We start from the raw sequence: 25,183 nt of genomic DNA, 5'->3' as shown, positions 1-25,183 counted from the left end.
CACAGGGAGGTGCCTACGACGACGGGTGCACGACGGCCTTGAGCGCCAGCGGGTCCCGGCGGGCCGCGAGCAGGGCACCCACGGCGTCCTCCAGCGGGTGGTGCGAGGTGACCATGTCGTCGAGGCGGATGCGCCCGGAGGCCGCGAGCTCGATCGCCGCCGGGTACACGTGGGCGTACCGGAAGGTCCCCTTCACCGTCAGCTCGCGGGCCTGCACGACGTCCAGCGGCAGCGTGATGCTCGACCCGGTGCCGACGAGCACGACGGTCGCCGCCGGCGCGGTCGCCGCCACCGCGAGGTCGATCGCCGGCTGCACGCCGGTGCACTCCAGCACCACGTCGGCCTGCCCGATCGCCGCGCCGAGCGCCGCGAGCCCGGTCTCGTGGTCGTTGCCGTCGATCGTCGCGGTGGCCCCGTAGTCGGTCGCGGCCTCCCGGCGCAGCGCCATCACGTCGGTCACGGCGACCGCCGCCGCGCCGCGGGCCAGCGCCACCTGCAGGCACAGCAGCCCCACCGGCCCGGCGCCGCTGACCAGCACCCGCGTGCCCGGCCCGATGTCGGCCTTCGCCGCCGCGTGCAGCGCCACCGACAGCGGCTCGATCAGGGCGGCGGCCTCGTCGGAGACCGTGTCCGGCACCGGGTGGGCCCGGTGCGCGGGCACCACGACGTACTCGGCGAACGACCCGTCCACCGGCGGCGTCGCGAAGAACGCGATGTCCGGGCACAGGTGGTAGCGGCCCTGGCGGCACTGCGCGCAGCGCCCGCACTCGACCTGTGGCTCGATCGCCACGCGGGTCCCGACGGCGGGTGACCCGACCCCCGACCCCACTGCGCTGACCACGCCCGACGTCTCGTGCCCGAGCACCAGCGGGGCGTGCATGACGAAGCCGCCGATGCGCCCGTGGTCGTAGTAGTGCACGTCGGACCCGCAGACGCTCACCGCCCGGACCTGCACCTGGACCTGCCCCGCGCCCGGCTCGGGCACCTCGCGGGTCTCGAGGACGACGTGGTCCGGCTCGGTGAGTACCGCGACGCGCTGCATGGCGCCCAGTGTGCGCCTCAGTCGACCTGCGCGCGGATGCGCCGGGCCGGGGTGAACACCCGCAGGTCGAGCATCCCCGGCGGGTCGGCGATACCCGGGCCGCCGGCCTGCACCCACGCCACGATCTCGTCCTCGGTGTCGCGGTCCAGGACGCCGAGCAGCCACACCGGACGGCCACCGGCGGCGCGGCCCTCGCGCGACGGCGAGACCACCGCGACCGTCGAGTGCGCGCACGCGTCCAGGCAGTCGGAGAGCGTCACCCGGCCCGCGCCGGCCGTGCCCTCGCGGAGCCGGTCGACCTGACCGGCGTGGTCGACGCCCGGGTGCTTGCGGGTGGTGCCGCAGCAGCAGCCCCGGCAGAGGGTGACGGTGGGGCCGGACGCGGGGCGCTTCATCGCGCCCCACGATAACGATCTCCGCTACGGGGTGAGCGTGACGCAGGCGAGGCGGCCGCCGGCGGTGCCCGCCTGGCCCGGCGCGATCGCCGTCATCTCCTTCTCGTGCACGATCAGCGACGCGGGGGCGCGGTCGGTCAGCGCGAACGGGACGGTGGTGGTGGCCGTGCCCGCGCCCGACGCGTCCGTGCGCAGGTCGAGCCAGAACTCGTTCTGCGGGTTGGCGTACGCCGGGTCGGACGACGGCTTCTCCGGGGTCGCGGCCGGGTCGACGCGGTTCTGGAAATGCGGGCCGGCGTCGTTGCCGGTCGGCCCGCACGGCCTCGTGTGCAGGTGCGCGGCGTACCCGCGGTCCGGCAGCAGGCCCTGGGCGGTCAGCGTGGCCGCGGTGCTGTCCTCCGCCCGCACCGTCTCCACCGTGACGTTCGCACCCGCGGGGGCCGCGGCGTTGTACGTCAGGGCGGTCGACGCCGCCCCGCCCGGCGCGGTCAGTGCTCCGCCGCTGGCCCGGCGGACCTCCGAGCTCGAACAGCCGGCGACCACCAGGGCCGCGGCGATCAGCGCAAGGAACGGGGCGATTCGGCGGATCACGGGAGGATCGTCGCAGATCGCCCCCGCGAGCGTGCAGCCGTGCTTCACAGACCCCCGCGCGATCGTCGCTTCTGCCGGGCGGGCCGGCGGGCCAGCATCGGCGGGCATGGTCGATCTCGCCGGGCTCTGGGTCCCCCTGGTCACGCCGTTCACCGCCCGCGACGAGGTGGACCTCGTCGCGCTGCGCCGGCTGGCCTCCTCCGTCCTGGACGACGGGGCCCACGGGCTGGTCGCACTGGGCACCACCGCGGAGCCGACGTCGCTCGGTGCCGAGGAGCGCCACGCGGTCGTCGACGTCTGCGCGGAGGTCGCGGCCGAGCGGGGCGCCGGGCTGATCGTGGCCGCGGGCACGAACGACACCCGCACCACGTTGGCGCGTCACGAGGCGCTGGCCGACGTGCCGGGCGTGACCGCGGCGCTCACGGTGGTGCCGTACTACGTGCGGCCGACCGGGGCCGCCGTCGTCGCGCACCTCACGGCCGTCGCGGACCGCTCGCCCGTGCCCGTCGTCGTCTACAACGTCCCGGTGCGCACCGGCCGCGGGCTCGGGGCGGCCGCGCTGCTGGACCTGGCCGCACACCCGCGGATCGTCGGGCTCAAGCAGGCCGTGGGAGCGCTCGACGTCGACACCCTGGAGGTCCTCGCGTCCGCTCCCCCGGGCTTCGCCGTCCTCGCCGGCGACGACGCGTTCATCGCGCCGACCGTGCTGCTCGGCGGGCGGGGCGCGATCACGGCCTCGGCGCACGTGGCGACGGAGCGGTTCGCGGCGCTGGTGACGGCGGCGTCGGCCGGTCGGACCGAGGCCGTACGGGAGCACGCCGCGGCGCTCCTGCCGCTGGTGACCGCCCTGTTCGCCGAGCCGAACCCCGTCGTCACGAAGGCGTTGCTGCACGCGACCGGCCGGATTCCGACCCCGGACGTGCGGATGCCGCTGTTGCCGTCGTCGGCGGAGGCGCTGACGCGGGCGCTCGGGGCGCTCGACCGCGTGGACGTCCGTCGCGTGGCGAGCGAGGTGCCGCTGACGTCGTAGGACGATGAGTGTCGGTGGCGGCGGTTACCGTGGGGCGACCGCTCCACCCGACCGCGGAGGCGCCATGACCACCGTTGCTCCGGCTCCCGTCGTCGCTGCGCTGCGGGCGGCGTTGCCGGCGGATCGTGTGGTCGACGACCCGGACGTGCTGGCCTCATACGCCCACGACGACGCCGAGTGGGCGCCGTGGGAACTCCCGGCCGCGGTGGTGCGCCCGCTCGACGCCGCGCAGTGCCAGGCCGTGGTGCGGGCGTGCCTGGAACACCGGGTGCCGGTGGTGCCGCGCGGGGCGGGCACCGGGCTCTCGGGCGGGGCGAACGCGACCGCCGGGAGTGTCGTGGTGTCGGTCGAGCAGATGACCCGGATCCACGAGATCGACCCGGCCGAGCGGCTCGCCGTCGTCGAGCCGGGGATCGTCAACGACCACCTGCGCGCCCAGTGCGCGAAGCAGGGCCTGTGGTACCCGCCCGACCCGGCCAGCTCCCCGTGGTCGACGATCGGCGGCAACGTCGCCACCAACGCCGGCGGCATGTGCTGCGTGAAGTACGGCGTCACCCGCGACTACGTCCTCGGCGTGCAGGTCGTGAACGGGCTCGGCGAGCTGGTCCGGCTCGGGCGGCGCACCGCCAAGGGCGTCGCCGGGCTCGACCTGGCCGGGCTGATGGTCGGCTCCGAGGGCACCCTCGGTCTGATCACCGAGGTCACCGTCAAACTCCGACCCGCCCGCGCCCCCGAGCACACCGTCGCCGGCTACTTCGCCGACGTCGTCGCCGCCGGGCGTGCGGTCGCCGCGATCACCGCCGCCGGGCTGACACCGAGCGCGCTGGAACTGGTCGACAAGACCTGCCTGGAAGCCGTCGACGCCTGGAAGAACCTCGGTATCTCCGCCGAGGCCGACGTCATCCTGCTCGGGCGCTCCGACGCCCCCGGCGCTGCGGGGCAGGCGGAGGCCGAGGAGATGATCCGGCACTTCGACGCCGCCGGCGCCACGTTCTCCGCGCGCGCCGCCGACGCCGAGGAGGCCGACGCGCTCTTCGCCGCGCGGCGGCTGGCCTACCCCGCCCTGGAACGGCTCGGCCCGGTGCTCACCGAGGACGTCTGCGTGCCCCGCGCCGCCGTCCCCGAGATGCTCGCCCGCATCCAGGCCACCGGCGAGCGGCACCGGACCACCATCGCGAACATCGCCCATGCCGGCGACGGGAACCTGCACCCGCTGCTGATCACCCCGGTCGGCGACGAACCCGCCCGCGAACGCGCCCAGCAGGCCTTCCACCAGATCATCGCCGACGCGCTGGACCTCGGCGGCACCGTCACCGGCGAACACGGCGTCGGCCTGCTCAAACGCGACGGGCTCACCGCCGAGCAGACCCCGGAGAACCTCGCCATGCAACGCGCCGTCAAGGCCGCCCTCGACCCCCACGGCATCCTCAACCCGGGCAAGGTCCTGTGAAGAAGCTCCTGGCGGCGGTGCTCGCCCTCGTGGTCGGCACGTGGCTGCTCGGGATGGTGCGTGCCCTCGGCCGCGTCGCCCCGGAGCTGCGCTCGCCGCGCCTGGCGATCTCGTTCGGGTGGGTGCCGCTCGGTGTCCTCCCGACCCTGCGCGAGCGGATGCGGCGGGACACTGAGCTCCTGCCCGGGGTCACGGTCACCGAGCGGACGGTGCCCGGCGACGTCCCGGTCCTGGTCTACGACGACGAGTCGCGGTCCGGGCCGACCGGGGCGCTGCTGTGGATCCACGGCGGTGGGCACCTCCTCGGGCACCCGGGCATGGACCACGACCTGTGCAGCCGCTTCGTCCGCGAGGCCGGCGTGCCGGTCGTGAGCGTGGACTACCGGCTCGCCCCGGAGGACCCGTTCCCGGCCGACCTCGACGACTGCTTCGCGGCGCTGTGCTGGCTGCAGGACCACGCGGCCGAGCTCGGCGTCGACCCGGACCGGATCGTGGTCGGCGGGGCGAGCGCCGGCGGCGGGCTCGCGGCGGCGACGGTGCACCGGGCCCACGACGAGGGCCGGCCGGTCGCGTTCGCGCTGCTCGAGTACCCGATGCTCGACGACCGGACCGCGCTCGCCCCGGTCCCCGGCGGTCGGGGACGCTTCGTGTGGGACGCGCGGATGAATAAGCGGGCGTGGACGGCCTACGTCGGTGGCCCCGCGGGCGCCCCCGGCGTGCCCGACGGGGCCGCCCCGGCCCGCCGTCGGGACCTCGCGGGGCTCCCGCCCACGTGGATCGGGGTCGGCGACCAGGACCTGTTCCACGACGAGGACGTCTCCTACGCCGGCCGCCTGCGTGCTTCCGGGGTCCCGGTCGAGCTGCACGTCGAGCCCGGGATGTACCACGGCGCCGATGCGAACGTCCCGGACGCGGCGAGCATGCGGGCCTTCCGGGGCCGCATGGTCACCGCGCTCCGGGACGCCGTCGGGACCTGACCGGTCAGCCGGTGCCGAACCGGCCCCAGTGCTGCGCTGATCGGCACCTGGCCGTCGGGAGTCCTCGCTACTCTGCAGCCATGACGGCCGACCCGGTCCCGGACGACGGGCCACTGCAGCGCGGGGCATCCCCGGCTCAGGTGCGCGACCGCCTTCCCGAGCCGGAGCGCAGCCGCTTCGTCGCCGAGTACGAGTCGGCACTCGAGGATGCGCGTACCTCCCTCGACCTGACCGCCCTGCTCGACCTCATCGAGCACTACCGGGTCGTCGTCATGGTGTGGAGAGACCCGGTCGGGTTCCGGAGCGGGGTCCGGCAGTGGGCCGAGATCGTCACCGGAGAGGCGACCCCGGAGGACGAACCGTTCGAGCTGACGCGCCACCGGGCCGGGGTCTGACCGGTCAGCCGGGCTCGCGGTCGTCGACCTCCTCCTCGACCTCCTCCTCGACGCGGCTGAGCACGACCGTGCCCACCACGATCGCCACCACGCCGCCGAGGAGGCCGAGGGCCCGGAGGTCGAGCGCGATGCGCTCGCCGAAGACCGCGAGCCCCCAGATGACGGCGACGAACGGATTGGCGAGGGTGATCCCGGGCTGGGCCCAGAGCAGGTCGCCGGCCTGGAGTGCCTGCTGGAGGAAAAGGAACGACACCGTGCCTCCGACGAGGACGCCGTAGAACTGCCACGTCACGAGGACCTCGCCGACTCCGCCGGCGTAGGCCGGTCCGAGTCCGGCCATGAGCGCGGCGTTGTAGCCGTAGGTCACCCCGGTGGCGACGCCGAACCAGAGTGCGCGGCGCCGCCCGCGTCCGGCACGCCCGAGGACGAGCAACACCCCGAGCACGAGCAGGACGACGGCCGTGCCCACCGCCCAGGCGGCCGGAGGCGTGGTCCGCGGGTCGCCACCCTCGGGGACGAGGCAGGCGAGGAAGAGCGCGACGCCCACGGCCATCGTCGCCACCGCGATCCACGCGCGCCGACCGAGCGGCGCGCTGATCAGCAGGGCGCCCAGCACGAGGGTGAACGGCAGCTCGACGACCAGGACCGGTTGCACGACGGTGATCGGCGCCGTCGCGAGGGCGACCGCCTGGAAGGCGAACCCCACGACGTGCGCCAGGATGCCCGCGAGCCACGCCGGCCGGCGCAGGAGCGCGAGCAGGCCCTCCCACCAGCGCAGGGACGGGTCGTGGTGGCGGGAGGCCGAGCGCTGCAGCACCGAGCCGATCGCGTTGCCCGCGGCTGCGGCCACCGCCAGGAGGATCCCGGCCAGCAGCGACACGGGACCTCCTCACCCGGGTCGGCGGCCCGAGGTCACGCCCGCCGGGTCGGCAGGTACCCCCGCCATGTGACCACGACACCTGCGAGAACCACACCACGCAGGGACCCGAGCCGCGGATCCTGCGCCACGTCGACCTCGCGCCCGCGCCGCCCGCGACCCACCCACGAGAGGCACGTGAGGCACCCCCGCCGGCGCCCCGACGTGCCTGATGTACCTCTCGCGGATGCGCGACCGGTTACGCGCCAGCCCGCGACCTCACGGGCCGGAGGTGCACGGCGGGCCCCAGAGGCCGCGCCCCGCCTTCTCCGCCCGGGCCGCCGCGGCACGCACCGCGGGCATCCGTTCACGCGGCGCGTCCGCCGCGTAGGTGGTGACCACCCCGGCCTCGGCGGCCACCACGGCGTAGTCGCCCTGCGGCATCGACACCCACGCCAGGGCGCGGGAGAACCGGTCCGCACGGCCGTCGCCGACGAGCATCACCGCGCGCCCGGCCAGGGTCGTCCGGGCGAACTGCAGCGCCTCGTCGGCGTAGCACCGCTCCGGCGGCTGCACCCCGAGAGCGCGAACCCGCAGCGTGCGGCCGCCCTCGAGCCGGACGTCGACGGTCACCGGGTCGGCCACCGCGAGCACCGTCGCGGGCTCCCCCGTGGGCGCGGTCGCCAGCGAGTCGGGGGCCGCCGCGGGTGACACGGCCGGGCCCACCGCGACCGGGGGCGCCGCCCCGGCCGGGCCGACCGGAACCGCCCCGGACAGCACCGCGACCGCCCCGAGCAGCCCGACGAGGCAGGCCATCGCGAGGAGCACGCGCGGTGCGGTCCCGGTCGTCACGCGCGTCAGTGTGACGCACCGTGAGAAAGGCTCGGCACCCGGTCACCTTCAGTAGCTCCGCACACCCTTCACCGGCAGGCGGCGCACCCCGAGCACCCCACGCGGGTAGGGCTCGAGTGCCCCCATCGAGACCTCCGTCGGCGACAGCGCGGAGTACCGGGCGGTCAGCTCCTCCAGGGCGACCCGACCCTCCAGTCGGGCGAGCGGGGCACCCAGGCAGAAGTGCACGCCGTGTCCGAACGCGGTCTGCGCGCCACCACCGATCCCCCGGTCCAGGACGAACGCCTCCGGCTCGGCGAACGCCCGCTCGTCGCGGTTGGCCGAGAGCATCCACGTCACGACGAAGCGGTCGGCCGGGATCGTGACGCCCGCGATCTCCACGGGCTCCGTGGTCACCCGACCCGCCATGACGAACGGGCTCCGCAGCCGCAGGACCTCCTCGATCGCCGCCGGGATCGTCGACGGGTCCGCGCGCAGGCCCTCCCACACCCCGGGGTGCTCGGCGAAGGTCCGCACGGCGTTGCCGAGCAGCACCGTGGTCGTGATGTGCCCGGCGAGCAGGAGGAGCAGCGAGAAGTTCGCCCCCTCCTCGTCGTCCAGCCCGGCCTCGACGAGCGCGGAGATCAGGTCGTCGGTCGGCGCCGCCCGGCGTTCCTGCACGCGCGCGGTGAGGTAGGTGCGGATGTCGGCCATCGCCTCCGCGACCCGTTCGCCCAGCGACGGGTCCGACGGGTCGTCGACCTGCATGGAGAAGAGACGGTCGGCCCACGTCCGGAAGAGCGGGTGGTCGTCGTCCGGCAGGCCGAGCATCTCCGCGATCACGGTGACGGGCAGCGGGAAGGCGAGGGAGTCGACCAGGTCGAACGATCCGGCGTCGGGAACGGCATCGAGGAGCCGCCGGGTGATCTCGCGGATGCGCGGCTCCAGGTCGGCCACGCGCTTGGGTGTGAACGCCGTGGAGACGACCGAGCGCAGCCGCCGGTGCTCGGGCGGGTCGATCTGGGTGAGCATCCCCCGCGAGACCTGCTTGGCCGAGGGCGCCAGACGGGAGGTCTCCGACGAGAAGCGGGCGGGGTCGCGCAGCACGCCGAGGACGTCGGCCTGGCGGAACACGTGGTACATGCCGTAGCGGTCGCGCCAGACGGGGTGGGCGGTGCGCATCCCGGCGAGCCAGGCGAGCAGGGCGGGCTCGTCGGTGGTGTCGGGGGGAACCGTGTCGGCGGGTTCGAGCTCGGTGGTGGTCATGACCCCTCCTCGAGGGCGTCAGGGCAGGGAGGCGCCCAGCTCGGTGAGCTGGGCGTCGTAGAGGTCGGCGATCTCGGCGGCCGCGACCACGAGCGCGTCGTGGTCGGGCAGCCGGGCCGGTTCGAAGGCGCGGCGCATCGTGGTGGCGAGGGCGTCGGCGCGTCCGGTCAGGTCGAGCGGGGCCTCGACGAGCGCGTCGAGGGCGAAGAAGCCCCACGCCGTGGCCGTGAGGCGGTAGGACAGCTCCGGGTCGGTGGCCGGGTCGTCCGCGATCAGGCCGTGGCGGTGCATCAGGCCGAGGTGGCGGGGGTGGTAGCCCGCGTTGCCGCGGGTCAGGGCCGTCCCCGTCTTCGTGTCCGTGATCAGGCTGCCGAGCAGCGCGGTGTCGGCGGTGTAGAGCGCCCGGGCGAGCGGGCGGGCCATCACGATGAGGAACGACGACCGCATGGTCCGGTGCAGCAGGACCTCGCCGGGATCGCGCCGCAACGACGCCACGAACGCGCGCCCGAGCTCGACCCCCTCGCGCACCAGCACCGTCGCGAACAGCTCGGCCTTGCTCGGCCAGTGCAGGTAGACCGTGCCCTTCCCGACGGCGGCCCGCTCCGCGACGTCGGAGATCGTCACCTTGCGGTAGCCGTGGGCGAGCAGGAGCTCGCCGGCGGCGTCGAGGACCCGGCGTCCGCGCTCCTCGGTCATGATGACCAGTTTTCGCATCGGGTCATACGGTCACGGTAGACCCGGGCGGCCCGTCCGGGAAGAGGGTGCGCGGGGCGCGCCCGGCGGGCACCATCGGTGATCATGACGAGGACGGTGCGGTTCTCCGAGCTGGGCGACCCGTCGGTGCTGGAGGTGGTCGAGCGCGAGGACCCGCGTCCGGCGCCCGACGAGCTCGTCGTCGACGTCGCCGCGATCGGACTCAACCGGGCGGAGTCGATGTTCCGGCGCGGGACCTACATCGAACAGACGAGGCTCCCCGCGGGGTTGGGCTACGAGTGCAGCGGCACGGTGTCGGCCGTGGGTGCACCGGGCCGCTTCTCGGTCGGCGATCGCGTGAGCGTGGTGCCGGGCTTCTCGATGAACGACTACGGGGTGTACGCCGAGAAGGCCCTGGTCCCGGCCCGGTCGGTCGTCCCGCTGCCGGAGACGACGAGCTGGGTCGACGGCGCGGCGGTCTGGATGCCGTTCCTCGTCGGGTACGGCGGGCTGGTGGAGACCGGCGGGCTGCGCGCCGGCGACCACGTCCTGATCACGGCCGCCACCTCCAGCGTGGGGCTCGCCGCGATGGCGGTCGCCCGGCGGGTCGGCGCGATCCCGATCGCGACCTCCCGCTCGTCGTCGAAGGCCGCCCAGCTGCTCGACGCCGGGGCGGCGCACGTCGTCGCAACCGGCGAGCAGGACCTCGTCGAGCGGGTCCTGGAGATCACCGGCGGTCGCGGGGTCGAGCACGTCTTCGACGCCGTCGCGGGCCCCGGCGTGGCGGACCTGTGCCGCGCGACCGCGCGCGGGGGCGTCGTCACGATCCACGGCCTGCTCTCCGGGCAGCCGACGATCTTCCCCGCCGAGACGTTGCCGGATCTCTGGATGCGCAGCTATACCCTCTTCGCGATGACGCACGACGAGGAGCGACTGCGCCGCGCGGGCGAGTTCGTGGGCGCCGGGCTGCGCTCCGGCGACTTCGCCCCGCAGGTCGACCGGGTGTTCGCCGGGCTGGACTCGATCGTGGAGGCGCACGAGTACCTGGAGTCGAACGCCCAGGTCGGGAAGATCGTGGTGACCCCTTGAGCCGTTCTGGAGATTCCGGCGTTCCCGACGAGGCCGTGGCCTGGTTCCTCGACCACGTCCCGGACGTGTCCGGGGAGCCGGTGTTCCGGCGGATCACCGGCGGGCGGTCGAACCTGACCTACCGGGTCTCCGACGACGCCGGGACCACCTGGGCGCTGCGCCGGCCCCCGCTCGGCGGCGTGCTGGAGACGGCGCACGACATGGGTCGCGAGTGGCGCTTCCTGTCCGCGCTCGCCCCCACCGACGTCCCGGTCCCGCCGCCGGTCGCGTTCTGCGACGACCACGACGTGGCCGGTGTGGACTTCTACGTCATGGACTTCGCGCCGGGCCGGGTGCTGAACAGCGTCGAGGACGCCGGCTGGATCCCCGACGACGCGGTCAAGCAGCGCATCGGCGAGTCCACGATGGACGTGCTCGCGGCCCTGCACGCGGTGGAGCCGGCCGAGGTCGGCCTGGACGACCTCGCCCGCCCCGGCAACTTCGTCGAGCGCCAGCTCAAGCGCTGGCATCGGCAGGCGCACGCCTCGGCGGTCGAGGACCTCTCCGCGATCGACCGCGCCCACCAGGCGCTCTCCGAGCGGGTGCCCGAGCCGCCGGCGAACCGGATCGCCCACGGCGACTTCCGCAGCGGCAACATCTCCTATCTCGACGACGGGACCGCGGCGGCGGTCTTCGACTGGGAGCTCGCCACCATCGGCGACCCCTACTGCGACCTCGGGCACATCCTGGTGTCCTGGTCCCAGCCCGGGGACACCGTGCCCGCCGCCCTGCCGAACCCCACGCAGCTCGGCGGCTTCCCGACCCGCGAGGACCTCATCGCCCGCTACGAGCAGGCGTCGGGCTCGAAGCTGCCGGACATCGACTTCTACATCGCCTTCGCCCGGTGGCGGGCGGCCTGCATCCACGCGGGCGTGTGGACCCGCTACCAGGCCGGCGACATGGGCGACGCCGCGGACGCCGACGAGGTCACCGGGCCCGAGGCGATCGTGGCGCAGGCCGAGTCGGCGCTCTGGCAGCTCGGCCTGTCGTAGGCCCCCTCGCTCAGTCCCGCCGCGCCCGGCGCAGTCGGGCCGGCCGCTCGACGAGGCTGCGTACCCAGTCGCCCACGCTGTAGTCCAGGCCCGCGGCAAGGGCCGGGAGGCGCAGCGCCGGCCCGCGGCCCCGGCTCGTGCGGGCGAGCTGGATCCGGTGCCACCCGGCGCCGACGGCGGCCCCGAGCAGCGCCCGCACCGCCGCGGGCCCGCCGAGGCGCGGCGCGGGCCGGTCCAGGGTGTCGACCTCCCCGCGCACGAAGCGGCCCGCGAGCTCCGGGCGCACCGCGAGCGGCCGCCCCACCCCGACCGCCGCGCACACCCCCGCCGCGAGCGCCCGGTCCACCTCGGCGCGGCTGCGGAAGCCGCCGGTCAGCACCACGGGCACGTCGACGGCCGCGGACAGCGCCGCCGCGGAGTTCCAGAACGGCGACTCGTGCTCACCGGTCAGCTCCGCCCCGGAGGCGTCCAGCCCGACCATCGCCGGCCGCTCGTAGTTCCCGCCGGAGACCTCGAGCAGGTCGGCGCCCGCGGCCTCGAGCCACCCGCCGAGCTCGACCAGCTCGTCGTCGTCCCGCGCGTCCAGCTTCACCGCGACGATCGCCGACGCCGGCAGTGCGCGGCGCGCCGCGGTGACGATGCCGAGCAGGAACCGCGCCCGGTTCGCGAGTGACCCGCCGTACGGGTCCGTGCGCCGGTTGGTGGCCGGGTCGAGGAAGGAGGACAACAGGTAGCCGTGGGCCGCGTGCACCTGGACGCCCGCGAACCCGGCGTCGACCACCCGCCGGGCCACGTCGACGAACCGTTCCTGCAGGTCCGCGACCTCCACGATGGTCAGCGCGCGCGGCTTCGCGTACGCCCCGCCCAGCGCGACGGCGGGTCCGGCCGACGGCGCCACCGGGTGCGGGTTGACGTAGCGCGTGGTCTGCCGGCCGGGGTGCGAGAGCTGCACGATCGTCGGCGCCAGGGACGACCCCGCGGCCGCCGTCGCCCACCGCCGCAGCGCGGCCTCGTCGGTCCAGCGGTCCACGACGACGTTGCGCGCCCGCTCCAGGTGCGCCCGGTCGACCATGACGTTGCCGGTGATCGCCAGCCCGGGCCCGCCGGCCGCGACCGCCGCGTAGAGCCGCTCGTGCCGGGGCGAGGCGTCACCGTGGCGGTCGGCGATGCTCTCGGTCATGGCCGCGCGGACGAGCCGGTTCGGCAGCACCACACCGCACGGCAGCTCGAGGGGCTCGGAGAGGGTCACACCTCTCTCAACCGGCCGGTGACGGAAAACGATGCGCTCACTCCCGGACGAGTGCGACCAACTCGCGGAACCCGGCGTCGGGCAGGTAGGCGCGGCCGATGCCGATCCCGACCCGCGGCAGGTCCGCCTCGTCGCGGTACACCAGGAACATCGGCTCGTGCCGCGGCCGGAACTTGGCCTTGAACTGGTGCAGCGAGCGGAACCCGTAGTACGGCTCGAGCATCGCCCCGAGCTGGTCGAGGGCGCGGTCGAGCACGGGTTCGGACTCCGTCCGCTCGGAGCGCGCCAGCGGTGCCCCGGACAACGACACGAACCGCGCGCCCTCGGCCTGGAACGCCAGGCAGGCCGAGGCGATCAGGTACTCGACGACCGCCCGGAAGCCCTCGGAGCGCCGGCGCATGACGTCGAGGGTCCACCCGACGACGACCCCGTCCGGCCCGTACACCGGCAGCCACGACGTCACCCCGTGCACGGTGCCCTCGGAGTCCACGGCGAGCCCGGTCCGCACCTCGGGGTCCAGCGCCTCCTCGACTCCGCCGAGGGTGAACCCCATCTCCGGCAGGCCCTTGTCCCCCACCCACTCCTCGGAGATCGACCGCACCTGCGCCACGACCGCCCGCGGCTCCTGGTCGAGGTGCACCAGGCGGTGGGAGATACCGTCCTTCTTCGCCCGGTTGAACGCCGAGCGCACCGCCTGCCACGGCTTGCCGGTGAAGGCCAGCCCCTCGAGGTCGACGACGGTGTCCTCCGCGACCTGCAGCGCCCGCCAGCCGCGGTCCTCCGCGACGGTCGCCAGCTCCGCCGTCGTCGAGAAGAGGCAGGGCACCCAGCCGGAGCGTTCGGCGAGCCCGCGGAAGTCGTCGAGGGCGGCCGGGAGGTCGTCGGTGATCGGGTCGCCCAGCGCGACCGCCACCCCGGCGTGCACGCGGTAGGCGACGACCCCGTCGTCTCCGGTGGGCAGGTAGCGGTTCTCCGGCCACGTCGTCATCCACGAGATGGTCGGCCCGCCGAACCGGTGCAGGGCGGCTCGTGCCGTCCCGGGCGTTCCCGACGACGAGGCCTTCCGCACCCGCCGTCGGGACGGCACCGCGAACGCGCGCCGCCCGGCGACCAGCCACACCGTCAACGCGGACCACAGCACGGCGTTCGGCACGAACACCGCGAGCCCGACGAGCTCCACCTGGTCCATCTGGTTCGTCGCGTGGGCGTAGGTGACGACGCCGACGACCAGCAGCCCGAGCGCGAGGTACACCCCGCCCAGGACGAGCCCGGCGACCCAGGCGAGGCGGCGACCCCGGCGCAGGCCGTCGGCCAGGAGCAGCGAGATCACCACGGAGATCACGGTCTCGAGGACCGTCGAGTCCGACGCCGTGTTCCCCAGAGGGCCCACCACCGGGACGACCAGCGTGAGCACGCGGATCGACGCGATCACCCCGAGGGCGACGGCCGCGACGAGGCGCCACTCGCGCCGACCGAGGGTCGCACCGCGGACCGGCACGGCGTGCGGGCCCGCGAGCCGCCGGGACAGGGGCAGCGCGAGGGCGACCGCGAACGCGTGCTCCAGGTCGGCGAGCCCGCCGAGGAACAGCAGTCCGACCACGGCGTAGGCGACGAGCACGATCCGCAGCCGCAGGCGCCACGGGGCCGGCAGGGTCGCCGAGGCCACGGCGAGGGCGGCCATCATGCCCGCGGAGAACCCGGTGTCGACGTCCGCCGCGAGCGCCTGCGCCCACGGCCAGTCGGTGGCGGCCACGGCGAGGACCAGCCCGGCGGTGATCAGCACCGCGCCGACGTGGAACCCGATCGTCACCAGCGCGGTCCGCGCGGTCCCGCAGCGCACCTCGGCCCAGCCCACCGCCACGGCGAACAGCCCGAGGGTCAGCACGTAGAGCAGGGGGTGCCCGGCGACCAGGGCCCCGGTGACGACCGTCCACCACCTACCGTCCGCGAACGACGGGATGCCGAAGGCGAGGTCCGCGCCGAGCGGGCGGCCGTCGAGCGGGCTCCAGAACGCGCCGGTCGCGAGGCCGCCGACGATCATCAGGACGACGACCGTCGCGGTGAACGGGACCTTCCGGGCGACCGTGACGACGGCCCGACCGCGGGCGGTCGGCGTCGGGGCCGGAGCTGTGGGGGCCGTGACGGCCATGCGATCACCCGCTGGAGTCGGCTGGAGTCGGCCATGTGGCGAACGAGTGAAGTGTCCGTCGTCATCGACTCCGCTGGCAACCGTCCGCTATCACAGGACCCACGTCACGCGGTGCCCGTCGTCACGAAGTCGGTGGGCGCGTGTTGCGGCCGGGAACACTCGGCCCTCAGCCGGGTGCACTGCGGCGCCCGGGACATCCAGCAGTCGTCGTCCACCACCGGCGGCCCGATTGCCGGAGGTGACCGTGTTCGGTACCTGCTCGTTCTGCTACGCCATCCGCCCCGGACGGCTCTCGCCCGTCCCGCACAAGGCGAGCTGCCCCACCGGGTCGCGCGCGCCGAAGCGCCTCGACCGCGACGAGGCCCTGTTCTTCCGGCACCCCGATCTCGTCGAGCTGGACCTCGCCGCAGCCTTCTGGTGGCCGGGGACCGCGTAGTCACGGGCGGTCACCTCCGGCCCGCGACCGACCGCGAGAACCGCTGCCGCCGGAAGCGGTTCTCAGGCATGCGCGGGGGTCTCGCGTCACGCCGCGTCGATGACGCCGAGCCGTCGGTCACCCTCCGCTGGCGACCGCGACCTCCGCGAGGCGCGCTGCCGCGAGTTCGCGGACCAGGAAGCGCTGCACCTTGCCGGTGGCCGTGCGCGGGACCGCCTCGATCTCGAGCACGTGCCGCGGCTTCTTGAACGACGCCAGGCCCTCGCGGCACCAGGCGATCAGCGCCTCAGGGTCGACGATCGCGCCCTCGACCGGGACGACGCACGCGACCGTCCGGTCGAGCCCATCGTCGTCGGGAACCCCGACCACGACCACCTCGGAGACCGACGGGTGCAGCACCAGCCGCTCCTCGACCTCCATCGGCGTGACCCAGATGCCGCCGACCTTGAGCACGTCGTCGGTGCGCCCGAGGCACTGGTAGGTGCCGTCGGGGTTGCGGACGTAGGTGTCGCCGGTGCGCATCCACTCGCCCTCGAACACGCGGCGGTTGACGTCGGTGCGGCACCAGTAGCCGGTGCACAGCGAGTCCGCGCGCAGGTAGAGCGTGCCCTTCTCGCCGTCCGCGACCACGGACCCGTCCTCCGCGCGGATCTCCACCTCGTACCCGGGCACGGCCACCCCGGACGTCCCCGGGGCCACCTCGCCCGGCTTGTTCGACAGGTAGATGTGCAGGGCCTCGGTGGACCCGATGCCGTCGAGGACCTCGACGCCGAACCGGTCGCGCATCCCGATCACCATGCGGGCCGGGAGTGCCTCCCCCGCGCTGACGCCCTGACGCACGCGGCGGAAGGTGTCGTCGGGGAGGTCCGAGGCGAGCAGCGGGCCGTAGACGCTCGGGCTGCCGTAGAACAGCGTCACCGGGTGCTCGGTGACGACGGCCGCGATCGCCGCCGGCGACGGGCGGCCGGGGCTCAGGACCGCCGAGGCGCCCACCGACAGCGGGAAGAACATCGAGTTGCCGATGCCGTAGGCGAAGAACAGCTTGGCGACCGAGAAGCACACGTCGTCGGCGCGGATGCCCAGCACCTGCGCGGCGTAGGTCTCGCAGACCGTGCGGATGTCCGCGTGCCGGTGCATCGCGGCCTTGGGCGTGCCCGTGGTGCCCGAGGTGTAGAGCCACAGCGCGGGCGACTCGTCCCAGGTGGCGTAGAGCCCGTCGTCGAACCCGAAGCCCGTGGCCGCGAGGTCGGTCCAGTCGCGGGTGCGTACCGGGTAGCCGCCCAGCGGGTCCGGGTCGTCGCACGGCACGTTCGCCGGGGTGACGACGACGTCGGCCAGGTCCGGGGCGCCCCCCTCCACCGCGGACAGCACCGCGGCCCGCGTCACCGCGCCGAACTCCGGCGAGCAGATCAGCACGGGCGCCCGTGAGTCGACGACGAGCTTCGCGAGTTCCGGCCCGCGCAGCATCGTCGACACCGGCACCGCGACCGCCCCGATCCGCATCGCGGCGAGGATCGCGGAGAACAGCTCCACCCCGTCCGAGCAGCACATGAGCACGCGCTGCTCGGGGCGCACCCCGAGGCCGCGGAGCCCGGCGGCGACCGTGCGCACCTCGGTCTCGACCTCGGCGTACGTCAGCTGCCGGACCCCGGACGGCGTCAGCGCCCGGAGCGCGACCCGACCCCCGCCGTCGGGAAGGTGCCGGTCGAGCAGGTAGTGCGACGCGTTGAACTGCTGGTGGTGGGACAGCACATCAACCCCTGGGCGCTCGGACGGGTCTAGTGGAAGTGCACGTACTCGAAGTCGACGGGCTTGTCGTTGATCCCGGTCGACGGCGGCGCGATCCAGCTCGCGATCTTCCCCGGCTCGAGGACGGGGTGCATCAGGCTGCGGACGTGGGTCTTGTCCACCTCGGTGGGCAGCCAGCGGTCCTTCTGCGCGTTCCAGGTCGACTCGCTGACGACCTTGCCGTCCGGCGTGATGTGCGCGCCCGCGAAGGCGCCGACCTGGCGGTTGAAGCCGACGTGCGGCAGGTACAGCTCGGCGTCGATGCCGGCCTTCTGCAGGATGCGGTTCCAGCGCTTGAGACCGGTCTTGCAGTCGTTGATGTACTCGTGGCGCAGGTCCTGGTTGAGCGCGAGCAGCGCCGGGACCTCGTTGCGGCTGATCTGCCCGTCGCGGAACGCGTCGACGTGGCCGGCGTCGTCGGCGAGCAGGTGGTCGTCGTCGCGACGCTCCTCCTGCCAGCGGCCCTTGATGCCGGCGGTGAAGTAGTTCGCGGCGTTGGTCGAGGACTCGTTGCCGAACAGGTCCAGCGACACCGTGTAGTGGAAGTTGATGTACTTCTGGATCATCGTCAGCGGGATGCCGCCGGCGCCGGCGACCTCCTCGGTGTCGTGGGTCTGCATGAGCTCCGCGGTGCGGCGGACCACGCGGTCGATGCCGGTGGTGCCCACGAACATGTGGTGGGCCTCCTCCTTGAGCATGAACTCGCAGGTCCGGCTCAGGGGGTCGAAGCCCGACTCCTTCAGCGTGCCGAGCTGGTACTTGCCGTCCCGGTCGGTGAAGTAGGTGAACATGTAGAACGACAGCCAGTCCGGGGTCTCCTCGTTGAAGGCCCCGAGGATGCGCGGCGAGTCGTCCGAGCCGGAGTTGCGCGCCAGCAGCTGGTCGGCCTCCTCACGGCCGGCGCGGCCGAAGTAGGCGTGCAGCAGGTAGACCATCGCCCAGAGGTGACGGCCCTCCTCCACGTTGACCTGGAAGAGGTTGCGCATGTCGTAGAGCGACGGCGCGGTCGCCCCGAGGAAACGCTGCTGCTCCACCGACGCGGGCTCGGTGTCGCCCTGGATGACGATGAGGCGCTGCAGGTCCGCGCGGTACTCGCCGGGGACCTCCTGCCACACCGGCTCGCCCTTGTGCTCGCCGAAGGCGATCGTGCGGTCCGGGTCGTGCTCGGAGAGGAATACGCCCCAGCGGTACTCGTTCATCGGGACGTGGTCGAAGTGCGCCCAGCCGTCCCGGCCGACGTCCACCGCGGTGCGCAGGTAGACGTCCTTGGTGTCGACGGCGGGGCCCATGTCGCCCCACCAGTCCAGGAAGTTCGGCTGCCAGCGCTCCAGGGCGCGCTGCAGCTTGCGGTCGCCGGCGAGGTCGACGTTGTTCGGGATCTTGGCGTCGAAGTCGATCTTCGGTCGCGCTGAGGTCACTGCTCACACCCGCTTCTGGTCGAAGTCGGCCTTGCGGCCGGTGCCGTACTTGCGCAGCGCGCCCTCGGGGCCGCTCGCATTGGGCCGAATGAAGATCCAGTTCTGCCACGCCGTGAGGCGGCCGAAGATCCGGGTCTCCATGGTCTCGGGGCCGACGAACCGGTGGTTCGCCTCCATGCCGGTCAGGGCGTCCGGGGAGAGCGAGGCCCGCTCCTCGAGCAGGATGCGGATCTCGTCGGTCCAGTCGATGTCGTCGGGCGCGTCGGTGACGAGGCCCGCGTCGTCGGCGTCGGCGCCGGTGAGGGGCTCGTCCTTCGGGACGTCGATGTCCTCGCCGTAGAACCGGGACTCCAGCCGGGACAGGCCGTTCCCCATCGGGAACGTCCCGAATTGCGCGTTCGTGACGACGAGCGTGGCCGGCTCGGTCGCCTCCGCGCCGCTGGGCAGCGTCGCGTCCTCGGCCTCCTCGAAGGTGCCCTCGAGCATGTACTGCCGGTCGCAGGCCAGCGCCAGCTCGAGGAACGGCCCGGCGAAGCAGCTGCCCGGCTCGATCAGCGCGATCAGGCTGCGGCTGGTGACGTCGAGGCGCTTGAGGGTCCGCCGGAGGAACCGGGTGGTCTCGGCGACGAGCCAGTCGTCCTGGTGGCCGTCGATCAGCCGGTCGGCCGACAACGCGGCGCCCACCGTGCCTTCCGTGAGGACGAGCCACGTGCCGATCTCGAGCTCGTTGGTGCGCAGCCGCAGGATCGCATCGTCGAGCTCGCGGGTGATCGCGAGCAGCGGGTGGGCGGCGCCCTGCTCGTGGAGCGGCGCGGGGTCGTCGGTCATCTCGGGCACGGCGACGACGAGCGTGGCGGTCCGGGCGTCGCGGTCGATCGTGACGCGGACGTGGTCGTAGGTGATCGCGTCGTCGGTGACGGAGCGCTGCAGCGGGGTCCACGTGATGCCCTGCGCGTCGGCCGGCCGGTCGCCCTTGAGCTCCTCCGCGCGCTCGGCCACGACGCGGTCCCACTCGCGGCGCGGCACGGCCTCGTCCACGAGCTTCCACTCGACCGCCTTGCGCCCGCCGAAGCCCTCGGACTTCGTCGCGAAGACGTCCGCGCGGTCCTTGCGCACGCGGCGCTTGTCGATCACGCGGGTCAGCCCGCCGGTGCCGGGGAGCACGCCCAGCAGCGGGACCTCGGGGAGGCTGACGGCGCTGGACCGGTCGTCGACCAGCAGGATCCGCTCGCACGCCAGGGCCATCTCGTAGCCGCCGCCGGCCGCGGTGCCGTTGAGCGCGGCGATCCACGTCTGGCCCGCCGCGGTCATGTCCTCGATGCCGTTGCGCGTCTCGTTGGTGAACTTGCAGAAGTTCACCTTCCACGGGTGGCTCGACCCGGCCAGCATGCGGATGTTCGCGCCGGCGCAGAAGTTCGAGTCCTTCCCGCTAGTCAGCACCACGCTGCGGACCTGCGGGTACTCGAAGCGCAGGCGCTGCGTGAGGTCGTGCAGCTCGATGTCGACGCCGAGGTCGTACGAGTTCAGCTTCAGCTCGTACCCCGGGACCAGGCCGCCGGCCTCGTCGACGTCGAGGTAGACCCTCGCGGTGTCACCGTCGACGGTGAAGCGCCAGTGCCGGTAGCGGTCCGGGCTGGTGTCGAAGTCCACCTGCGGCACGCGTTCGAGCGCCGCGACCTCGTTGACCGGATCCTCGAGGACCGTCACCGTGGAGCCTCCCTTGTCGTCTGCGCCACATTCTACGACACTGTGACGAAGTGGGGAAGACCCGTAGACAGTCGCGGAGGGAGTGGTCAGCGGTGACCGAGTGGACCTGGACGGCGGAGCCGACCCCGGTGTGGGACGCGGCCAAGGCCGACGCCTTCTCCCCCGCCGGCCCGGGCCTGCACGGTCTGGGCTCGCCGTCCGACGGGGACGCCCTGGGCGACGCCTGGTGGCGGGTGGACGACGCCGACGGCGCGGTCGCGGCCTACGGGCGCCTCGACGACACGTGGGGCGACGCCGAGGTGCTGGTCGCGGTGGTCCCGGCGTTCCGGGGTCGCGGCGTCGGGTCGTGGGCGATGAACCGCCTCGCCGACGAGGCCGCCGCCCGCCAGCTGAACTACGTCTACAACGTCGTCCCGGAGAACCACCCCGACCGCGAGGGCGTGCAGGCCTGGCTGTCCGCCCAGGGGTTCGACTCCCGTGACACCGGCGAGCTCCGCCGCCGCGTCCGCGTCACCGAGCAGGCGGGCGGAGCGCACTCCCCGTCGTAGATCCGGCTCGCCCGAACCGTACGAACGGGCCGTTCGTCACGATAGAAGGTGACGAACGGCCCGCTCGTACGGGATCGGGGTGGGGCACTCACATCGTGTGCACGCCGTCGATCGCCTCGCGCAGGAAGTCGGCGTGGCCGGCGTGCTGGGCGGTCTCCGCGACGATGTGCATCGCGACCCGGCGCACCGAGCGGGTCGCGCCCGGGGCGAACCAGGGTGCCTCCGGCAGCGGCCACGAGACGTCGAGGTCGGCCTCGGCGATGTAGGCGTCGGTCTCATCGGCGACCTTCGCGTAGTACGCCCGCATCGACTCCAGCGTCTCGTCGCCGAGCAGGTTGAACTCGTCGTGGCGCAGGTCGCCCTCCGCGAGGCGCGCCTGGATCACCGGGTCGTCCCAGTCGACCTCGGGCCACTCCATCGCCATCGCGGCCGGGCCCTCCTTCGCGAACGCCAGCCACCCCGCCTCGGTCCGCGCGACGTGCTTCACCAGCCCTGCGAGGTTGAGCACGGAGAACGTGGTCCGCGTCCGCGCCTGCTCCTCGGTGATCCCCTGGAGGGTCTGCAGGAACAGCGCACGGTGCATCTGGAGGGTCTCGACGAGGTCGCGGCGCTCGCCGGTCAGGGTGCTCGGGTCGGTGCTCACGGGGACCTCCGGGGTGACGCTCATGGGACCTGGCTCCTTCATCGCCGCTGGTGAGAGCAATGTTAGGAGGCAAGGCGGTCAGGTCCGGTCCTCGTCTACAAAGCCGCCGGAGCTCGGCCCCTTCCGACGATGGCGACCTGCACGCGGCGGGTGCGAGCAGCGCGCCATCGTCGCCGGCCGGGGCGGGCCCGCACCGGATCAGCCCGCCAGCATCGCCAGCTGCACCCGGGCGACCTGCTCCCCCAGTTCCCGGGGCGTGAGCGCACCGGTGCGGTCGAACCACTTGTAGACCCAGTTCGCCGCGCCCAGGCAGGTGTTGACGTAGACCTTGGTCGCCATCCCCAGATCCGCCCCGGATGCCGCGACCTGCGCCTCGACCGCCTCGAGCACCACCGCCTCGTAGGCCCGCCGCCGCGCGAGGATCGGCTCGGCGAGCTCCGGCGGGAGCTCGGACTCCTCCTCGAAGCAGATCTTCAGCAGGTCCCGGTGCTCGCAGGTGTACGCGACCCGGTCGACGATCAGCCCGCGCACCGCCTCGAGCGGGTCCGCGGCCGCGGCGACGATCGCACGGGCGGACGCGAGGCTCTCGTCGAGGACCCGCTCGTAGACCTGGACGAGCAGGTCCTGCTTGGTGGCCACGTAGTGGTAGAGCGTCGGCTTGGAGAGCCCGACACCGGCCGCGACGTCGTTCATCGAGGTGGCGCGGTAGCCGCGGCGGCTGAACACCCCGACGGCCGCGGTGAGGATGCGCTGGCGCTGCTCCTCCGCCCGGCTGCCGTTCGCTCGCGGTGTCACGGCCGTCGACCCTAGGTGATTGACGAGCGCCTGTGACCCAGCCTACTTTCGCCCGACCGGTCGGTCGAAGGAACGGAGCAGGCGTGGCGTTCGAGCTCGACGAGGCGCACGAGGACTTCCGGGCCGCGGTCCGGCGCTTCACCGATGAGCGGGTCCGCCCCGTCGTCGACGAGTCCGAGCGCGCCGGTCACCCGCCGGAGCGGCTCTGGAAGGAGATGGGCGACGCCGGGCTGCTCGGCCTGCTCACCCCGGCCGAGTTCGGCGGCTCCGCGGGCGACGGCGGAGAGTGCACGGCCGTGACGGTGCTCGCCGAGGAGCTCTCCCGCGCCTGCGGCGGCATCGCGGTCGGGGCGCTGGTCAGCGCGTACATGGCGGGCCCGCACCTGGTCCGCCACGGCACCCCGGCCCAACGGCAGGATTGGGTCGAGCGCATCGCCGCCGGCACCGCCATCGCCTCGATCGCGGTGACCGAGCCCGGCGCGGGGTCGGACGTCGCCGGCATCACGACCCGGGCGACGAGGACCGACGACGGCTGGCGGATCGACGGCCGGAAGATGTACATCACGAACGCGGGGATCGCGGACGTGCTGGTCGTCGGGGCCCGCACCGGCGAGGCCGGGCACCGGGGCATCACGACGTTCGTCGTCCCGGCCGACACCCCGGGCCTCTCGGTGGGACGGCCACTGCAGAAGCTGGGCTGGCACTCGTCGGACACCCGTGAGGTGGTGCTCGACGGCGTCGAGGTGCCGGCCGACGCCGTGCTCGGCGCGGAGAACCGCGGCTTCCACCAGATCATGGAGGCGTTCCAGCTCGAGCGCATCGTGCTCGCCGCCATGGGGCTGGGCCACGCCGCGGAGGCCCTCACGATGGTCACCGAGTACGTGACGGGCCGCGAGGTGGCGGGCGCCCCGCTGACGAACCTGCAGACGATCCGCCACCGCATCGCCGCCGCCGAGGTCGAGCTCGAGGCCGCCCGGGCGCTGACCTACCAGGCCGCCGACCGCCTCGACCGCGCCCACCCCGAGGCGGCCCGGTCCGTCGCGGCGGCCAAGTACTTCGCGGCCAAGGTCGCCGATCACGTCGTCGACGAGGCGCTCCAGCTGTTCGGTGGTGCGGGCTATCTGGAGGAGACGCCCGTGGTGCGCCACCAGCGCGACGTCCGCATCCTGCGTATCGGTGGCGGGACGGACGAGATCCAGCTGGAGATCCTCTCGAAGCGGCTCGTCCCGTGACGGCCCCGAGCAACGGGCGGCGCCCGGCGTGGGAGGTGTCGGTGCCCGTCCCCCCTGGGGCACCGGCGCCTCCCTCGGCGGGTGACGTCCTGGCCGCGGCCGACCGCGCCCGCGGCGGCGGGGACACGAGCCGGTACCCGGGCACCCTCACCGCCCGGGAGCGGCTCGCCGTGCTGCTCGACGCGGACTCCCTCGTCGAGGACGGCCTGCTCGCGGGCGCGCTGCCGGCCGACGGCGTGATCACCGGCGTCGGCACGGTCGAGGGGCGCCCGGTGGCGGTGATCGCCCACGACTTCGGCGTCAAGGCCGGCTCGTGGGGCGAGCTGACCTGCGAGAAGCAGATCCGCATCCTGGAGCGCGCCGACCGGGACCTGCTCCCGGTCTTCTACCTGGTCGACTCGGCCGGCGGCCGGCTCACCGAGCAGATGGGCTTCTTCCCGGGCCGCCGCGGGGCGAGCGCGATCTTCCGGCTGCAGGTCGCGCTGTCCGGCCGCGTCCCCCAGATCTGCTGCCTGCACGGCCCGTCCGCGGCCGGCGGCGCGTACATGCCGGCGTTCACCGACTGGGTCGGCATGGTCGAGGGCCGGGCGTCGATGTTCCTCGCGAGCCCCCGGGTGGCCGAGAAGGTCACCGGCGAGCGGACCACCGAGGAGGAGATGGGCGGCGCGCGGATGCACGCCGAGGTCTCCGGCTGCGGCCACGCCGTGTTCGAGGAGGACTGGCAGGCCGTCGCGGCGGCCCGCCTCCTGTTCACCTACCTGCCGAGCGACTGGTCGGCCCGACCCGCCGTCGGGACCGCCCGGGAGCCCGAGGAGCAGGGGTGGGAGGGGGTCATCCCGGAGGACCCGGTCACCGGCTACGACGTCACCGCGGTGATCGACCGCCTCGTCGACGGCGGGTCGTTCTTCGAGATCCAGCCGGACTGGGCGCCGGAGATCGTGGTCGGGCTGGCGCGGCTGGAGGGCCGGGTGGTGGGCCTGGTCGCGAACCAGCCGTGCGTGCGCTCCGGCGCGATCCACGTCGACTCGGCCGACAAGGCCGCCCACTTCGTCTCCTGGTGCGACGCCTTCAACGTCCCGCTGGTGTTCCTGCAGGACGTGCCGGGGTTCATGGTCGGCGTCGAGGTCGAGCGGCAGGGCATCATCCGCCACGGCGCCAAGCTGATCGCCGCGATGAGCTCGGCCGAGGTGCCGAAGTTCTCCGTGGTGCTGCGCAAGGCCTACGCCGCCGGGTTCTACGCGATGTGCGCCCCGGGCTTCGAACCACGCGCGACGATCGCCCTGCCGAGCGCCTTCATCGGCGCGATGGGCCCGGAGGCGTCGGTGAACGCCGTCTACGCCCGCAAGATCGCCGCGATCGACGACGAGACCGAGCGGGCCGAGTTCGTCGCGGCGCGCGTCGAGGAGCACCGCGCCGAGGTGAACCTGCTGCGCATGGCGGAGGACCTGGTCGTCGACACGGTCGTCGCCACCGAGGAACTCCGCGCGGAGCTCGCCGTGCGGCTGCGCCACGCCGACGGCTGGACCCGCACCGCACCCCGTCGTCACCACCTCGTCAGCCCCGTCTGACCCA

The 25,183-nt window shown here is 73.8% G+C and carries 24 protein-coding genes; 10 read left to right on the top strand and 14 right to left on the bottom strand.

Translation table 11 applies throughout. From position 1 onward, the window contains the following. Positions 1-13: 13 nt before the first annotated feature. Genes QRT03_RS24830 through QRT03_RS24820 form a run of 3 tightly spaced genes read right to left on the bottom strand, consistent with a single transcriptional unit; the run spans position 14 to position 2,028 of the window. A complete protein-coding gene (locus QRT03_RS24830) occupies positions 14-1,042 on the bottom strand; it encodes an NAD(P)-dependent alcohol dehydrogenase (protein WP_286055791.1) in 1,029 nt (342 codons plus the stop codon). A 17-nt stretch (positions 1,043-1,059) separates the two neighbouring features. After that, entirely contained in the window at positions 1,060-1,437 is a 378-nt protein-coding gene (locus tag QRT03_RS24825; RefSeq protein WP_286055790.1) for a hypothetical protein, read from the bottom strand. Positions 1,438-1,461: 24 nt separating this feature from the next. Continuing rightward, entirely contained in the window at positions 1,462-2,028 is a 567-nt protein-coding gene (locus QRT03_RS24820; RefSeq protein ID WP_286055788.1) for a superoxide dismutase family protein, read from the bottom strand. Between the two features lie 106 nt (positions 2,029-2,134). Here QRT03_RS24820 and QRT03_RS24815 point away from each other — a divergent pair, with 106 nt between their 5' ends. The 4 genes from QRT03_RS24815 (at position 2,135) to QRT03_RS24800 (ending at position 5,880) form a co-directional block, all read left to right on the top strand. Further along, a complete protein-coding gene (locus tag QRT03_RS24815) occupies positions 2,135-3,058 on the top strand; it encodes a dihydrodipicolinate synthase family protein (protein ID WP_286055787.1) in 924 nt (307 codons plus the stop codon). A gap of 64 nt (positions 3,059-3,122) precedes the next feature. After that, complete coding sequence (locus tag QRT03_RS24810) at positions 3,123-4,508, top strand: FAD-binding oxidoreductase (RefSeq protein ID WP_286055786.1); 1,386 nt, start codon at positions 3,123-3,125, stop codon at positions 4,506-4,508. Beyond that, the gene (locus QRT03_RS24805; protein ID WP_286055785.1) at positions 4,505-5,485 is read left to right on the top strand and encodes an alpha/beta hydrolase; all 981 of its coding nucleotides are present in this window, start codon (positions 4,505-4,507) and stop codon (positions 5,483-5,485) included. The genes QRT03_RS24810 and QRT03_RS24805 overlap by 4 nt, the downstream gene beginning before the upstream one ends. Before the next feature lie 80 nt (positions 5,486-5,565). Beyond that, positions 5,566-5,880, top strand: coding sequence for a DUF6247 family protein (locus QRT03_RS24800; RefSeq protein ID WP_286055784.1), 315 nt, complete (start codon positions 5,566-5,568; stop codon positions 5,878-5,880). Positions 5,881-5,884: 4 nt separating this feature from the next. Here the strand turns inward: QRT03_RS24800 and QRT03_RS24795 are convergent, their stop codons facing one another. The 4 genes from QRT03_RS24795 to QRT03_RS24780 all read right to left on the bottom strand — a co-directional run bounded on the left by QRT03_RS24795 (position 5,885) and on the right by QRT03_RS24780 (position 9,547). Beyond that, a complete protein-coding gene (locus tag QRT03_RS24795; protein WP_286055783.1) occupies positions 5,885-6,760 on the bottom strand; it encodes a DMT family transporter in 876 nt (291 codons plus the stop codon). A 255-nt stretch (positions 6,761-7,015) separates the two neighbouring features. Further along, entirely contained in the window at positions 7,016-7,588 is a 573-nt protein-coding gene (locus QRT03_RS24790; RefSeq protein ID WP_286055782.1) for a thermonuclease family protein, read from the bottom strand. A gap of 48 nt (positions 7,589-7,636) precedes the next feature. Further along, positions 7,637-8,833, bottom strand: coding sequence for a cytochrome P450 (locus QRT03_RS24785; RefSeq protein WP_286055781.1), 1,197 nt, complete (start codon positions 8,831-8,833; stop codon positions 7,637-7,639). A gap of 18 nt (positions 8,834-8,851) precedes the next feature. Beyond that, positions 8,852-9,547 (bottom strand): TetR/AcrR family transcriptional regulator, encoded by a 696-nt coding sequence (locus QRT03_RS24780; protein ID WP_286055780.1) that lies wholly within the window; start codon positions 9,545-9,547, stop codon positions 8,852-8,854. 84 nt (positions 9,548-9,631) lie between these two features. On the opposite strand from QRT03_RS24780, the gene QRT03_RS24775 reads away from it, so the two are divergent. Next, positions 9,632-10,615 (top strand): zinc-dependent alcohol dehydrogenase family protein, encoded by a 984-nt coding sequence (locus tag QRT03_RS24775; protein WP_286055779.1) that lies wholly within the window; start codon positions 9,632-9,634, stop codon positions 10,613-10,615. After that, positions 10,612-11,646, top strand: coding sequence for a phosphotransferase family protein (locus QRT03_RS24770; RefSeq protein WP_286055778.1), 1,035 nt, complete (start codon positions 10,612-10,614; stop codon positions 11,644-11,646). Before QRT03_RS24775 ends, QRT03_RS24770 begins: the two co-directional genes overlap by 4 nt. A 10-nt stretch (positions 11,647-11,656) precedes the next feature. Here the strand turns inward: QRT03_RS24770 and QRT03_RS24765 are convergent, their stop codons facing one another. Both QRT03_RS24765 and QRT03_RS24760 read right to left on the bottom strand, forming a co-directional pair. Beyond that, complete coding sequence (locus QRT03_RS24765; RefSeq protein ID WP_286055777.1) at positions 11,657-12,895, bottom strand: oxidoreductase; 1,239 nt, start codon at positions 12,893-12,895, stop codon at positions 11,657-11,659. A gap of 37 nt (positions 12,896-12,932) precedes the next feature. Next, positions 12,933-15,044, bottom strand: a complete 2,112-nt coding sequence (locus QRT03_RS24760; protein WP_286055776.1) for a bifunctional lysylphosphatidylglycerol flippase/synthetase MprF — start codon at positions 15,042-15,044, stop codon at positions 12,933-12,935. A gap of 238 nt (positions 15,045-15,282) precedes the next feature. Here QRT03_RS24760 and QRT03_RS24755 point away from each other — a divergent pair, with 238 nt between their 5' ends. After that, the gene (locus tag QRT03_RS24755) at positions 15,283-15,480 is read left to right on the top strand and encodes a hypothetical protein (RefSeq protein WP_286055775.1); all 198 of its coding nucleotides are present in this window, start codon (positions 15,283-15,285) and stop codon (positions 15,478-15,480) included. 117 nt (positions 15,481-15,597) lie between these two features. Here the strand turns inward: QRT03_RS24755 and QRT03_RS24750 are convergent, their stop codons facing one another. From QRT03_RS24750 to boxC, 3 genes are read right to left on the bottom strand one after another with little or no spacing between them, the layout of a single operon-like run. Further along, on the bottom strand, positions 15,598-17,232 hold the full coding sequence (locus QRT03_RS24750; protein WP_286055774.1) for a benzoate-CoA ligase family protein: 1,635 nt from the start codon (positions 17,230-17,232) through the stop codon (positions 15,598-15,600). A 26-nt stretch (positions 17,233-17,258) separates the two neighbouring features. Further along, positions 17,259-18,686, bottom strand: coding sequence for a benzoyl-CoA 2,3-epoxidase subunit BoxB (gene boxB / locus QRT03_RS24745; protein WP_286055773.1), 1,428 nt, complete (start codon positions 18,684-18,686; stop codon positions 17,259-17,261). Positions 18,687-18,689: 3 nt separating this feature from the next. Further along, positions 18,690-20,393, bottom strand: coding sequence for a 2,3-epoxybenzoyl-CoA dihydrolase (gene boxC, locus QRT03_RS24740; RefSeq protein ID WP_425604895.1), 1,704 nt, complete (start codon positions 20,391-20,393; stop codon positions 18,690-18,692). 92 nt (positions 20,394-20,485) lie between these two features. Between boxC and QRT03_RS24735 the strand changes: the two genes are divergently transcribed. Beyond that, complete coding sequence (locus QRT03_RS24735) at positions 20,486-20,941, top strand: GNAT family N-acetyltransferase (RefSeq protein ID WP_286055772.1); 456 nt, start codon at positions 20,486-20,488, stop codon at positions 20,939-20,941. A gap of 88 nt (positions 20,942-21,029) precedes the next feature. On the opposite strand, the gene QRT03_RS24730 is transcribed toward QRT03_RS24735, so the two are convergent. Both QRT03_RS24730 and QRT03_RS24725 read right to left on the bottom strand, forming a co-directional pair. Beyond that, positions 21,030-21,608, bottom strand: a complete 579-nt coding sequence (locus tag QRT03_RS24730) for a DinB family protein (protein ID WP_286055771.1) — start codon at positions 21,606-21,608, stop codon at positions 21,030-21,032. A gap of 174 nt (positions 21,609-21,782) precedes the next feature. Continuing rightward, positions 21,783-22,379: a TetR/AcrR family transcriptional regulator gene (locus QRT03_RS24725; protein ID WP_286055770.1), complete on the bottom strand. Its 597-nt coding sequence runs from the start codon at positions 22,377-22,379 to the stop codon at positions 21,783-21,785. An 83-nt stretch (positions 22,380-22,462) separates the two neighbouring features. Between QRT03_RS24725 and QRT03_RS24720 the strand changes: the two genes are divergently transcribed. Together QRT03_RS24720 and QRT03_RS24715 are read left to right on the top strand one after the other, a co-directional pair. Beyond that, positions 22,463-23,611, top strand: a complete 1,149-nt coding sequence (locus tag QRT03_RS24720; protein ID WP_286055769.1) for an acyl-CoA dehydrogenase family protein — start codon at positions 22,463-22,465, stop codon at positions 23,609-23,611. Positions 23,612-23,652: 41 nt separating this feature from the next. Next, positions 23,653-25,179 (top strand): acyl-CoA carboxylase subunit beta, encoded by a 1,527-nt coding sequence (locus tag QRT03_RS24715; RefSeq protein ID WP_286055768.1) that lies wholly within the window; start codon positions 23,653-23,655, stop codon positions 25,177-25,179. Positions 25,180-25,183 lie beyond the last annotated feature (4 nt).

Origin of the sequence: Actinomycetospora termitidis (assembly GCF_030286555.1) — a bacterium.
Classification (GTDB): domain Bacteria; phylum Actinomycetota; class Actinomycetes; order Mycobacteriales; family Pseudonocardiaceae; genus Actinomycetospora; species Actinomycetospora termitidis.
The sequence above is the reverse complement of the archived record's forward strand: the minus strand, read 5'-3'. Positions and strand labels throughout refer to the sequence as shown.